Source organism: Streptomyces coryli, assembly GCF_011044975.1.
Taxonomy (GTDB): domain Bacteria; phylum Actinomycetota; class Actinomycetes; order Streptomycetales; family Streptomycetaceae; genus Streptomyces; species Streptomyces coryli.
In genome coordinates, this window is sequence record NZ_JAAKZV010000247.1 from 1 (window position 1) to 11,651 (window position 11,651).

At 71.1% G+C, this 11,651-nt stretch carries 16 protein-coding genes and 1 pseudogene; 8 read left to right on the forward strand and 9 right to left on the reverse strand.

All coding sequences use genetic code 11. The features are described 5' to 3' along the window. Positions 1 to 89: 89 nt before the first annotated feature. Positions 90 to 698, reverse strand: coding sequence for a pyridoxamine 5'-phosphate oxidase family protein (locus G5C51_RS34420; RefSeq protein ID WP_240930119.1), 609 nt, complete (start codon positions 696 to 698; stop codon positions 90 to 92). A gap of 74 nt (positions 699 to 772) precedes the next feature. Here G5C51_RS34420 and G5C51_RS34425 point away from each other — a divergent pair, with 74 nt between their 5' ends. The 3 genes from G5C51_RS34425 (at position 773) to G5C51_RS34435 (ending at position 2,589) form a co-directional block, all read left to right on the forward strand. Beyond that, positions 773 to 1,321 (forward strand): cysteine hydrolase family protein, encoded by a 549-nt coding sequence (locus G5C51_RS34425; RefSeq protein ID WP_165243423.1) that lies wholly within the window; start codon positions 773 to 775, stop codon positions 1,319 to 1,321. 96 nt (positions 1,322 to 1,417) lie between these two features. Further along, positions 1,418 to 2,311 carry an SDR family oxidoreductase gene (locus G5C51_RS34430; protein ID WP_165243425.1) on the forward strand — a complete coding sequence of 298 codons (894 nt, stop codon included), beginning with the start codon at positions 1,418 to 1,420 and terminating at the stop codon, positions 2,309 to 2,311. Between the two features lie 50 nt (positions 2,312 to 2,361). Continuing rightward, complete coding sequence (locus tag G5C51_RS34435) at positions 2,362 to 2,589, forward strand: hypothetical protein (protein ID WP_165243427.1); 228 nt, start codon at positions 2,362 to 2,364, stop codon at positions 2,587 to 2,589. A gap of 11 nt (positions 2,590 to 2,600) precedes the next feature. Here G5C51_RS34435 and ligD read toward each other — a convergent pair whose 3' ends face one another. From ligD to gvpO, 5 genes are all read right to left on the reverse strand, one after another. Continuing rightward, entirely contained in the window at positions 2,601 to 3,566 is a 966-nt protein-coding gene (gene ligD, locus G5C51_RS34440; protein WP_165243429.1) for a non-homologous end-joining DNA ligase, read from the reverse strand. Further along, complete coding sequence (locus G5C51_RS34445) at positions 3,563 to 4,219, reverse strand: DNA polymerase ligase N-terminal domain-containing protein (RefSeq protein WP_165243431.1); 657 nt, start codon at positions 4,217 to 4,219, stop codon at positions 3,563 to 3,565. The genes ligD and G5C51_RS34445 overlap by 4 nt, the downstream gene beginning before the upstream one ends. 170 nt (positions 4,220 to 4,389) lie before the next feature. Next, positions 4,390 to 4,713, reverse strand: coding sequence for a plasmid stabilization protein (locus G5C51_RS34450; RefSeq protein ID WP_165243433.1), 324 nt, complete (start codon positions 4,711 to 4,713; stop codon positions 4,390 to 4,392). 67 nt (positions 4,714 to 4,780) lie between these two features. Beyond that, positions 4,781 to 5,623 (reverse strand): SigB/SigF/SigG family RNA polymerase sigma factor, encoded by an 843-nt coding sequence (locus tag G5C51_RS34455; RefSeq protein ID WP_165243435.1) that lies wholly within the window; start codon positions 5,621 to 5,623, stop codon positions 4,781 to 4,783. Beyond that, the gene (gvpO, locus tag G5C51_RS34460) at positions 5,620 to 5,895 is read right to left on the reverse strand and encodes a gas vesicle protein GvpO (RefSeq protein WP_165243437.1); all 276 of its coding nucleotides are present in this window, start codon (positions 5,893 to 5,895) and stop codon (positions 5,620 to 5,622) included. Before gvpO ends, G5C51_RS34455 begins: the two co-directional genes overlap by 4 nt. Before the next feature lie 113 nt (positions 5,896 to 6,008). Here gvpO and G5C51_RS34465 point away from each other — a divergent pair, with 113 nt between their 5' ends. Next, positions 6,009 to 6,431: a MarR family winged helix-turn-helix transcriptional regulator gene (locus G5C51_RS34465; RefSeq protein ID WP_338118405.1), complete on the forward strand. Its 423-nt coding sequence runs from the start codon at positions 6,009 to 6,011 to the stop codon at positions 6,429 to 6,431. Here G5C51_RS34465 and G5C51_RS34470 read toward each other — a convergent pair. After that, positions 6,428 to 7,591, reverse strand: coding sequence for a PP2C family protein-serine/threonine phosphatase (locus tag G5C51_RS34470; protein ID WP_165243441.1), 1,164 nt, complete (start codon positions 7,589 to 7,591; stop codon positions 6,428 to 6,430). The genes G5C51_RS34465 and G5C51_RS34470 overlap by 4 nt on opposite strands. 48 nt (positions 7,592 to 7,639) lie before the next feature. Between G5C51_RS34470 and G5C51_RS34475 the strand changes: the two genes are divergently transcribed. The 4 genes and pseudogenes from G5C51_RS34475 to G5C51_RS34490 form a co-directional block, all read left to right on the forward strand. Continuing rightward, the gene (locus tag G5C51_RS34475; RefSeq protein ID WP_165243443.1) at positions 7,640 to 8,125 is read left to right on the forward strand and encodes a nitroreductase family deazaflavin-dependent oxidoreductase; all 486 of its coding nucleotides are present in this window, start codon (positions 7,640 to 7,642) and stop codon (positions 8,123 to 8,125) included. A 58-nt stretch (positions 8,126 to 8,183) separates the two neighbouring features. Continuing rightward, entirely contained in the window at positions 8,184 to 8,342 is a 159-nt protein-coding gene (locus G5C51_RS34480) for a transposase (RefSeq protein ID WP_276617697.1), read from the forward strand. Positions 8,343 to 8,694: 352 nt separating this feature from the next. Beyond that, a complete protein-coding gene (locus tag G5C51_RS34485) occupies positions 8,695 to 9,501 on the forward strand; it encodes a hypothetical protein (protein ID WP_206314648.1) in 807 nt (268 codons plus the stop codon). 131 nt (positions 9,502 to 9,632) lie between these two features. Then, positions 9,633 to 10,058 (forward strand): annotated as a pseudogene (locus tag G5C51_RS34490) (transposase); the annotation flags it as partial. Between the two features lie 84 nt (positions 10,059 to 10,142). Here the strand turns inward: G5C51_RS34490 and G5C51_RS34495 are convergent. Both G5C51_RS34495 and G5C51_RS34500 read right to left on the reverse strand, forming a co-directional pair. Next, positions 10,143 to 10,601 carry a (2Fe-2S)-binding protein gene (locus G5C51_RS34495; protein ID WP_165243449.1) on the reverse strand — a complete coding sequence of 153 codons (459 nt, stop codon included), beginning with the start codon at positions 10,599 to 10,601 and terminating at the stop codon, positions 10,143 to 10,145. Between the two features lie 23 nt (positions 10,602 to 10,624). After that, positions 10,625 to 11,651 (reverse strand): molybdopterin cofactor-binding domain-containing protein (locus G5C51_RS34500; protein WP_165243451.1); only part of this gene is annotated, 1,027 nt, incomplete at its 5' end.

Sequence of the window (11,651 nt, forward strand, 5' to 3'; positions counted from 1 at the left end):
TCGCCTCCTTTATCAGCTTCCAGGCCGTCCAGATCAGGAAGATCCCGAAGAGGTAGTTGATCCATGAGAAATAGGTGGTCAACCGGGCGCTACACATTGGTAATCGTCGGCAGAGTCAGATGTGTATAAGCGACAGCGCCCAGCCCCGCGTCCGGCCCGTCGCCGTCCTCCGGCGGGCCGCTGCTGGTCTTCACCGACGCCTCCCCCAGCGACAGGGCGAGCAGCGTCGTGGCGGCCAGTTCCTTGCGTGAAGGGCGGCGGGCGTAGTCCCACTGGCCCGGCGCCGCCTGCTCGGTGAGGATGCGCAGGCCTTCCAGCTTTTCCGCGGGGTCCGTCACCACCCGCGGGGCGCCGTAGATCATCGCGCTGCGGTAGTTGACGCCGTGCTCGAAGACCGAGCGGGCGAGGACGAGCCCGTCGATGTGCGTGACCGTCACACACACAGGAGCGTCGGGCGCCGCGACGAGGCTGCGGCTGGCCACCGAGCCGTGCAGATACAGCTGCCGGCCGTCCGTCCCGTAGACCGTGGGCACCACCATCGGGCAGCCGTCGACGACCACGCCGAGGTGGCAGCAGAAACCCGCGTCGAGTATCGCGTCCAACTCGGCCCGCTCCCGCCCCCCTTGCTCCCGCAGCCGGCGATGCCGGGTGCGGTCGGTGTCGGAGAGCGGCCGGCTGATCATGTCGTCGTCAGGCATGGCCAGATGTTACGGACCCGTGCCCGGGCGTGGCGCCCGAGTTCCGGCGCCGGGCTCCGTGGAACCTGGAGCGTATGGAACCGCGCAGCGACGGCACCGCACTCGTCGTCATCGACATGATCAATACGTACGACCATGAGGACGCCGAGCAGCTCGTGCCGTCCGCCGCCGAGGCGGTGTCCGCCATCGAGCGGCTCATCGGCCGGGCGCGGGAGCGGCGGGTCCCGGTGATCTACGCCAACGACAACTTCGGCGAATGGCGCTCGCACCACGGCGAGCTGGTGAACTCCGCGCTCAAAGGCGCGCACCCCGAACTGGTGGAGCCGCTGCTGCCGGACGACGACGCACTGTTCATCGTCAAGGCCCGGCACTCGATCTTCTTCGAGACGCCGCTCAGCTATCTCCTCTCGCAGCTGGGCGTGCGCCGCATCGTGCTGACCGGCCAGGTGACGGAGCAGTGCGTGCTCTATTCCGCCCTGGACGCGCACATCCGCCACCTCGACGTGACGGTGGCGAAGGACGCGGTCGCCCACATCCACGCGGATCTCGCGGAAGCGGCGCTGCGGATGATGGAGCGCAACATGGGCGCGGACCTCCGGGCAGCCGACGAGATCGGCTTCTAGCCGGCGCGGGTCCCGCTTGACGGCACCGGCCGTTTTGCCGACGCCGCGCCGGGCACCCGGACGACGCACCGGAAAGATCACGGAGAAGGGGGTGCCATGTCGCACCGGCAATCGCAGGTGGCGGCCGAGCCCACGCCCGAATTCCCGGGGGAGAAGCAGGAACCGCCAGGGCTCGAGCGGAACATGCATCCCCGGCCGCGCTATCAGGCGGAGCGCTACAAGGCGGCGGGGAAGCTGACCGGAAAGTGCGCGCTGATCACCGGCGGCGACTCCGGCATCGGCCGGGCGGTCGCGCTGCTCTACGCCCGCGAGGGCGCGGATGTCGCGATCGTCTATCTGCCCGAGGAGCAGCCCGACGCGGAGGACACCCGCCGGCTGGTGGAGGACACCGGCAGGCGGTGCGTGCTGATCCCCGGCGATCTGAGCGACGCGGACTTCTGCCGGCATTGCGTGGAGCGCACGGTCGACGCGCTCGGCGGCCTGAACATCCTGGTCAGCAACGCCGCCTACCTCAACACCAAGCTCGAGCTGGAGCAGCTCAGCGCCGCGGAGTGGGACCGGACGTTCCAGGTCAATGCCTACGCGTACTTCCACCTGGTGATGGCGGCGCTGCCGCACCTGGAGCGCGGGGACGCGATCATCGCCACCGCCACCGAGGAAGCCCTCAAGGGCAGCACCACGATGATGGATTACGCGGCCTCGAAGGCGGCGGTGGTGGCCTTCACCAAGTCCATCGCCCCGCACCTGGCCGAGCGCGGCGTCCGCGCCAACATCGTCGCTCCCGGACCGGTGTGGACCGCGCTGAACGTCTCCGACCCGCACATGCCCCGCGACGGCCTGCGGGATCTGGGCAGCGAGGCCCCGCTGGGCCGCCCGGCGCAGCCGGAGGAGATCGCTCCCACCTACGTCCACCTCGCCTCGGACGCCGACTCCAGCTTCACCGTCGGCGAGGTCATCGCCATCACCGGCGGCATCGTCGACACCCGCTGAGGCCGCGTCGGGGCGTATCGGATCCGCGGGGGCCGGGTACCCGGCCGCGCATGAAGCTTTGGGCCAAGGGGCAGCAGTGGTTCGGCAAGCTCCGTCAGGGATGGGGCTCGGGCAGCCGCCCCGCGGATACGCCGTACGAGACCGATGTCGCGCAGGACGCGGCCACGGCCGAAGCACGCCCGGCAGGCCCGGGCGGCGGGCGGCACGTCGGCCGGGTCGCCGGCGAGGACGCCGGGGATGCCGGCGAGACCGGGGCGGAGGCCCGCGACCAGGGCTGACGCCCGGCAGTTCAGCCGTCGGCGCGCTCCCTGACCACATCCGCCGCGGCCTTGTCGTCCCGCAGCCCCTGATAGCGCGGATGGCGCAGCATGCCATCGCGGGTCCACTCGGCGAAGGCGATCTGCGCCACCAGCTCCGGCGCCACCCAGTGCGCGCCGTGCTCCGACACCCGCCCCGCGAACGGCGAGCGGCCGGCCTCCAGTTCATCCAGCTGCTTCCGCAGATCGAGCAGCGTGCGCCGGTCGAATCCGGTGCCGACCTTCCCCGCGTACCGCAGCTCGCCGTCCTCGTAATAGCCGAGCAGCAGCGCGCCGAGACCCACCCGGCTGCCGGCCGGCTCGGTGAAGCCGCCCACCACGAACTCCTGGCCGCGGGCGCACTTCAGCTTGAGCCAGTCGTCCGAGCGGCGCGGCTGGTACGGGCTGTCCGCGCGCTTGGCGATCAGCCCCTCCCAGCCGCGCCGGCAGGCGTCGGCCAGCAGCTCCGCGCCGCCTTCGTTGCGGTGCGCGCTGAAGCGCAGCGACCGGTCGGCGAAGCTGATCGTGCGGCGCAGCAGGGACTTGCGGGTGCGCAGCGGCTCGCGCCGCACGTCCTGGCCGTCCGCCCGCAGCAGGTCGAAGACGTAGTACGTCACGGCGACGTTGCTCGCCGCCACCTCGGCCGGGCGGGTCAGGCCCATCCGCTGCTGGAGCCGGGCGAAGTCCGTACGGCCGTGGGAATAGGCGACGATCTCGCCGTCGATGGTGAAGTCCGCGCAGTCCTGCGCGGCGAGCGCGTCGACGATCTCCGGATACGTGGCGTTGAGCCGCCGCCCGGAGCGCGACAGCAGGGTGACCCGGCCCTGCTCGCGGACCGCCAGGACCCGTATGCCGTCCAGCTTCCGCTCGAAGATCCATCCCGGGCCGAAGTCCCGCCGGTCGCTGAGCGTCGCCAGCATCGGCTTCGCCGCCAGGTCGGCGCCGGGCAGGCTCGTCATCGCCGGGCACCGCCGTTCTCGGCGCTCGTGCCGGCTTCCTCTTCGGCCACCTGCCGCAGGGTGCGGCCGCTGCGGGCCGAGCGGGCCCGCCGCGGGTCGGGAGTGCCGCCGCCGCTTCCGGAACCGGTCCGGACGAGCAGCCAGGTCGGCTTTCCGCCGGAGCCGCCGTCGTCCTCGCGGCCGTGGAAGCGGGTGAGCGCGTACCGGCCGCGCAGCTTCTGCCCGTGCAGGGCGAAGGTGGCGTGGCCCGCGTCGAGGGCCTCGTCGAACGGCACCGGCCGGCCCTGCTTGTCGTGGCTGGTCGGCCGGTAGCTGCCGGTGTCCCAGACGATCACGGTCCCGCCGCCGTACTCGCCCTCGGGGATCACGCCCTCGAACTCCTGGTACTCCAGCGGGTGGTCCTCCGTCTCCACCGCGAGCCGCTTGTCGTGCGGGTCGGTGGAGGGGCCCTTCGGGATCGACCAGGACTTCAGCACGCCGTCCACCTCGAGGCGGAAGTCGAAGTGCATCGTGCGCGCGTCGTGGATCTGCACCACGAACGCGGGCTCGTCGCCGGCCGCCGCGTCGCGCGCCGCGGATTCGCCGCCCGGCTCGCCTGTCCGGTCGAAGTGCCGCTTCCCGCGATAGCTCCGCAGCCCGTCCTTCTTGCTCACACCACTCCTCTCCCGCGGTCACCGACCGCCCTCGCGGCCCGGATGCCCCTTGATCGATCACCTATACCGGCCGGGCCGCCGGGAGGCCCGGACCGACGCAAGCGCCTACGACGGACGGGGTGGGGCGAGGCAGAGGAAGCAGCTCTACCGGCGGGCGCCGGGCCCCGGCATCAGCGGCCCAGGGCCTTCTCCAGCTGGTGCTTGTTCATCTTCGAACGGCCCTCGATATTGCGCTGCTTGGCCTCGTTGTAGAGCTGGTCGCGCGTCGGGCTCACCGGGCCGCGGTGCGAGCGCTCGCCGCCGCGCTGCGGTGCGGGCTTGTCCTTCTTGGCCGTACGGGAGGCCTGCTTCGACTCACCCGTCTGGGCCCGCTCCTTGTTCACCGTGCGCGCGGCGATCTCCTTGGCGCGCTTGGTGGAGGCGCCGCGCTTCTCGGCGCCCTCCTTGACGTGCTCGTACTGCCGCTCGCGCTTGGCGTTCGAACCTGCGGGCATGGTCTCCTCCTCCGTTGACGTGCCTGGGTGCCGGGTAACACCAACCCCACCCGCCGACACCCGCCGGTCAGGCGGCCTCGGTGTCGCGGGCGGCTGCCGGCCGCGGGGTCTCGCGTTCCACGTGCCGGCGGATCTGCTGGTAGCTGCGGCTCAGCAGGCGGGAGACGTGCATCTGGGAGATGCCGAGTTCCTCGCCGATGGAGCGCTGCGGCAGCTCCTGGAAGTAGTGCAGATAGAGAATCCGCTTCTCCCGCTCCGGCAGCTCGCGGAGCAGCGGCTTGACCGACTCGCGCGCCACCACGTGGTCGTAGCTGGGCTCCTCCACGCCGAGCGTCTCGACCAGCGGCATGGTCTGCCCGTCGCTGTACGGGCCCATCTCCGCGTCCAGCGACAGGCTGCGGTAGCTGCCCAGCGCCTCCATGGCCAGCAGCACGTCCTCCTCGCACAGCCCCGTGTGCCCGGCCAGCTGCGCCACGGTGGGCGAGCGGTCGTCGACGCCGGTGCTCAGCTCCTGGACGGCGAGGCGGACCTTGGCGCGCAGCTCCTTCACCCGCCGCGGCACGTGCACGTGCCAGCTGTGGTCGCGGAAGTGGCGCTTGATCTCCCCGATGATGGTGGGGATGGCATACGACTCGAACGCGCCGCCGCGCTCCGGGTCGTAGCCCTCGACGGCCTTGACCAGGCCCAGCGCCGCGACCTGCTGCAGATCCTCCAGCGGCTCGCCGCGGTTGCGGAAGCGGCCGGCCAGCCGGTGGGCCATCGGCAGCCAGGCGGCCACCAGCTGCTCGCACAGTGCCTGCCGGGCGGAGCCGGGGAGCGTCTGCGCCAGCCGGGCGAAGGTGGCGGCGGTGTCCGGGGCGTCGTCGTGCGGGTGCCGGTTGCGGCGCCCAGGGGCTTCCGCGGTGGTCATATTCCCTCCCCGGGGGTGTAGCGCCGCGTCCGCCGGTAGCTGCGGAGCTCGCCCCGCGAATTGAGCGTGACGCTGTATGTGGCCTTGATGCTGGTCGTACGGGGACATCGCTCGGTCAGTGCTATCTCCACGTCTGCCACCCAGCCCTCCTTCCTCGCGCGGATGGAGGACACCGAACCTGGTTTGGCGCCCAAGAGATCCGCGAACTGTTCGGCCGCCCTCAGTACGACGGCCGAATCTTCCTCGTCCTTCTTCAGGTCAATGCGCGACATTTCGCCCTTCGGATGCAGCAAGGAAACTGTTGCCGTAAGGAAACTATACATAGGACCCAGCGACGCTCAAAAACGGACAGGTGGTACATACCTGTGCACGTATAGTTGTCGCCGTGCGCGAGACGGTCGGCGAGGTCATCGAGCTGCTCGAGGTGCTGTGGGAGCGGGGGCGGGAGGACGTCTCCACCGCCCCGGTATCCGCCTCGCAGCTGCGGGTGCTCTACTCCCTCGATCACGCCGAGGGCATGAATCTGCGCACCCTGGGAGAGCTGCTGGGTTCGACCCCGTCGGCGATCAGCCGGCTGTGCGACCGCCTCCAGGCGCTGGGGTTCCTGGACCGCCAGCCCAGCGCGGTGAGCCGCCGCGAGCTGGAGCTGCATCTCACGCCGCAGGGGAAGAAATACCTGAACGACCTGCGGCGGCGGCGCGAGGAGAACCTCGAGCCGACCCTGATGGCCATGCCGCCGAAGGAGCGGGCCGCGCTCTTCGAAGGGCTCAAGGCGTTCCGGGAAGCGGTGCGGAAAACCGCCGGCTAGGGCGCGCCGTACCAGTCGACGCAGGCGACCAGGGCGTCGTCGATCGCTCTGCTCCCCCGGTATTCGGCGAGCTCGCGGAGCACCGTCCTGGGCACCTGGGCCGCGGGCAGCTGCCGGTTGTCGATGAGCGACCGGGCGAGCGCCCGCTCGCCGAAGGCCTCGCCGGTGTGCGACGCCGTCTCGTACACGCCGTCGCTCGCGAGCAGCAGCCGGTCGCCGGGCCGGACCGAGATGCGCTCCCCGGTGTACGGGGTGTCCTCGAACATGCCCAGCGGCAGCTGGGAGTCGAACTGCAGGCGCTCGACGGTGCCGTCGCGCAGCAGCCAGGCGCGCGGCGAGCCCGCCTCGACGACCTCCACCTCGCCGGTCGCGAGCTCGAAGCGGAGCAGCAGCATGGCTACGTATTCCGTGCCCTGGTACTGGCCATAAAGGGCCTGGTCGGCGAGCGCGGCCTGGTCGGCGAGGCCGAGGCCGGCGCGGCGGGCGTTGCGCATGGCGTTGACGGCGAGGCTGGTCAGCATGGCCGCGTTGATCCCCTCGCCCATGCCGTTGGTGACGGCGAGCATGAGGTGGTCCGCGGAGGCGGACCAGTCGAAGTTGTCGCCGCGGATGTCGTAGGCGGGCTCCAGATGCGCGCCGAGCGCGAATTCCGGGCGCCGGCAGGAGCGGCCGGGCAGCAGCTGCCACTGCATTTCGGCGGCGAGCGTGAGCCGGGCGGTGCGGCGCGCGAGGAAGTAGAGGTCGGTGTCCCGGTCGGCGACGATGATCTCGTGCCCGAGCGCCTCGCACAGACAGGTCAGCTCCGGCAGCAGGCCGCGGACATCGGCCGTACGGGGGAAGGTGGCGGAGAGGACGCCCGCCCGGTCGCCGCGTACGCCCACCGGCAGGTGCGCGGTCACGGTGTCCGTGTCCTGGTCCTCGATGACGACGGGCTCGGGAGCCACGAAGGCGCGCCCCTGCGAAGTGTCGTAGAGGGAGACCGGGTCCGCGGTCAGCGGCACCGCTTCCACCAGCTGCAGGCTGCGCACCCCGTAGTCGGCCAGGCGCACTTCCACCCGGGTCGCGCCGTAGTTCGCTGTCAATGCCTCGGTGACGACGTCGGTCAGCCGGTGCGCGGCCACGGCGCGCAGTTCCCGCTCAGCCGCGGAGAGTCCGTTCATGCCTCCTGCTTCCCTTTATCGGGACAAGCCTAGACATAAACTCCCGACATGCCCCGGAAGACCAAGGCGACCCCGTCCCCGACCGGCCTGCGCCGGCTGCTCTTCCGGGCGCCGGTGCGGCTGTACCGCTGGCATCTGGGGTGGCTGCTCGGCGGGCGTTTCCTGCTGCTGACGCACATCGGGCGGAAGAGCGGGCAGCCGCGGCAGGTGGTGCTGGAGGTCACCGGGCACGACCGGGAGTCCGGGACGTACTACCTCGTGTCCGGCTTCGGGCCGACCTCGCAGTGGTACCGCAACATCCGGGCCAACCCCGAGGTCACCATCCAGGTCGGCCGCCGCCGGATGCCCGCCAGGGCCGAGCCGCTGGGGCCGGAGGAGTCGGGCCGGCTGATGGCCCGCTATGCCGGCCGGCACCCGCGGACCGCGGCAAAGCTGATGAAGCTGTGCGGGGTGGAGACGGACGGGACCGCGCAGGACTACTTCCTCGCGGGGCGCGACTACCTCCCCTTCGTCGCCGTCCACCCTGTGAACTAGGACCTGTCCGAGATGTCGATCAAGGTCGCGAAACGATCATGGGATAGCTCGGGACGATCTGACGGACGAACAATGGCTGCGACTGGAAGCGCTGTTGCCACAGCAGCCGAAGCCGGGCCGGCCGCCGCGCGACCGACGGCCGGTCTTCGACGGGATCTGGTGGCGGGCGCGAACCGGCTCGCCCTGGCGGGACGTACCCGAGCGGTGTGGTCCGTGAGAGACCGCGTACACCCTCTTCCGGCGCCGGCAGGTCGGGATCAGACGTGCGTCGGACCTACCGGCGGGCTGCGGGACGTTCACGACTTCGCTGACGGCCGCGCCGAGTTACGTGCCACTGTCTACTGTTACTACGTTGTACATGTCATCATCGGGCGACGGCCTGGGCTCATCGCGGCTATGGCGTGCCACTGCAGCTCTGGGCGTCGAGGGACGTAGAAGATCCCGATCGCCCAACGGCCAGGTACCGCTGGGCAGCGGCAGCTTCGCCATGTGGCGATCACTGCCAAGACCACCCATCGTCAACCTCGTGCCCGCATCTCGGCACTGACGGGAGTCCGACTGTGGCAAGCATGGTGAGCAGGCGTAAGGCACTCTCGGTCGGCGGCGGCCTTTTCGCAGGCGCGGTCGTCGGCACCGCCGCGGCCACGGGTAGCGCATCGGCCGCGACCGACTGGTTCCGGCTGCCGGTGATCACAGCGAACGTCGGCCGGGACAACCTCGGCGCCCGGGACGCCGCGTTCGATGCGGTGCGCAACGCCGACGGCGAGAACCGGCCGCTGGTCTGCTTCCAGGAGATCAGCGAGGGCGACACCGGCGAAGAAGCCATGATCGACCACTACTTCGGCCCGCTCTACACCAAGGCGTTCCTACGCCATGAGACGTCGTTCCGAATCCCGATCTGCGTCGGCAGGCCCTGGGTCGTCGTCTCGAGCCGGACCCAGCGCGCGCACGGCGGCATCCCCGGCGTGACCCCGTCACGCTGGTTCAACGAGGTCGTCGTCCGGCATCAGGACCACCCGGCTGTCGAGTTCGCGGTGCTCAACACCCACTACATCGCGAACGCCTTCAACGGTGACCAGCGCACGGACCTACAGGACGAATGGTGGCTGATGCGCGATATTCACAAGGCGAGGTCACTCGCGCACCACAACGCGGGCCGACTCGTGATCTGGGGCGCGGACACCAACCGTCCGAACTTCGGTACCGCCTCGGACCTGGCCGCGGAGCAGAAGGCGTTCGGCACCGGCATCGACCGCCTGCACTGGCTGCCCGGCAACGGTTCCGTCCAGATCACCCTGAATACCACCAGGACCGTCAACATGAACGTCGACGGGCACGACGCCCGACTCGCCATCTTCCACGTTCGCGCCGTCTAGGACGGGTTTGAGATGTCGATCAAGGTCGTGAAACGATCATGGGATGGCTCGGGGTGATCTGACGGACGAACAATGGCTGCGGCTGGAAGCGCTGTTGCCCGTGCCGGACGCCTGCCGACGGCCTGGCGGCCGAGCCGGACGACCACGCGCTCGGCCGCTCGCGCGGCGGCCTGACCACCAAGCTGCCCCTCGCCGTCGATGCGTCCTTCCACGTCCTTGCGACCGTGGTCACCGCCGGACAGCGGGCCGACGCCTGGGTGTTCACCCAGGTCATGGACCGCATCCGCATCCCGCGGGTCGGCGGCGGGCATCCGCGTACGCGGCCGGGCCATGTGTTGGCCGACCGGGCCTACTCCTCCCGGGCCATCCGCACATACCTTCGCCGCCGGCAGATCCCGCACACCATCCCGGAAAAGCGGGACCAGGCCGGCCACCGTCGGCGGCGCGGCACGGCCGGTGGACGGCCACCCGGCTTCGACTGGGAGATGTACGAGCGCCGGCACAAGGTCGAGTGCCGGATCGGGCTGCTGAAACAGGCCCGCGGTGTGGCGACCCGGTAGGACAAGCTCGCCGTCCGCTACGAAGCCACCGTCCAACTGACCCTGATACGCCAAGCACTGTGACCACATCTCAAACACGTCCTAGCCCTGCGCCGCCCGCCTGATCGCGGCGCGGATGCGGATATACGTGCCGCAGCGGCAGACGTTGTCGCTCATCGCCTCGGAGATCGCGGCATCGGACGGGTCGGCGTTACGGGCGAGGAGCGCGGCGGCCGTCATGATCTGGCCGGGCTGGCAGTAGCCGCACTGGGCGACGTCCTCAGCCAGCCAGGCCTCCTGGACCGGGTGCAGGTCCTCGCCGTCGGCCAGGCCCTCGATGGTGGTGACCCGGCGGCCCGCGGCGGCGGCCGGTTCCGTAACGCAGGGGCGGAAGGCGGCGCCGTCGAGGTGGCTGGTGCAGGCGCCGCAGACGCCCACGCCGCAGCCGTACTTGGGGCCGGTGACGCCGAGCAGCTCGCGCAGCACCCACAGCAGCGGCATGCCGGCGGGGGCGTCGACGGTGGTCTCGGTGCCGTTGAGGGTGAAGGTGTAGCTGGGCATCGGAGGCTCTTTCTCGGCAGGCGTCAGAAGGCGATCGGGAAGCTGCGCGGCGTCGTGCCCGTCGCGCGGGCGACCGCGCACGCGATGGCGGCGGCCGCCGACGGGAAGCCCAGCTCGCCCACCCCGCCGATGCGGTGGTCGGAGCGCAGCAGGTGGACATCGACGCGGGCGGGGGCGTCGCGCATCCGCGGCCAGTGGTAGTCGGCGTAACTGCCCTCCACCACCGCGCCGTCGCTGACGTGCAGCCCGGCGGTCAGCGTGATGCCGACCGCGTCCATCGCGGCGCCCTGCAGCTGCGCCTCGACGCCGCGCGGGTTGACGGGCAGACCGACGTCGGCGGCGACGGTGATGCGGGTGACACGGGGAGCGCCGCCGCCGACATCGACCTCGGCGACATGGGCGACGGTGCTGCCGTACTCCTCGTGCAGCGCCACCCCCTGCGCCTGTCCTGAGGGCAGCGCGCGGCCCCAGCCGGCCGCCTCCGCCACCTTGTCCAGCACGCTTTTGGCGCGCTCGCCCTTCGCGTGGGTACGGCGGAAGGCGAGCCGGTCGCGGCCCGCGGCGTGGGCCACCTCGTCCAGCACCAGCTCGTTCGCGACCGTCAGCTGCCCGCTGAAGACCGACCGCCACGCCCCGCCCGGCACTGGCACATCCACCGGCGTGAGCAGCTGCACCGGCAGCGCCCAGTCGTACGGCAGCAGCGACTGCAGCGCGAAGAACGCCTCCCAGCCCACCACCGGAACCGCCTTCTCCAGCTCGGAGATCGGCGGAAACGCCGTCTGCACCATCTGGTGCTGCCACGCCAGCACCGCCCCGCCCGCCGCCAGCGCGACCCGCACCCGGTGGTGGCTGGCGGGGCGGCAGCGGCTGTGCCGCATGTCGTCGTTACGGGTCCACAGCAGCCGCACCGGGCGGCCCAGCGCCTTGGACGCGCGCGCCGCCTCCACCTCCGCGTCGGGGTAGATGCGCCGCCCGAAGCCGCCGCCCGCCCGGCCCACATGGACGGTGACCGCGGTCGGCAGCAGGCCGACCGCCTCGGCCACGGCCAGC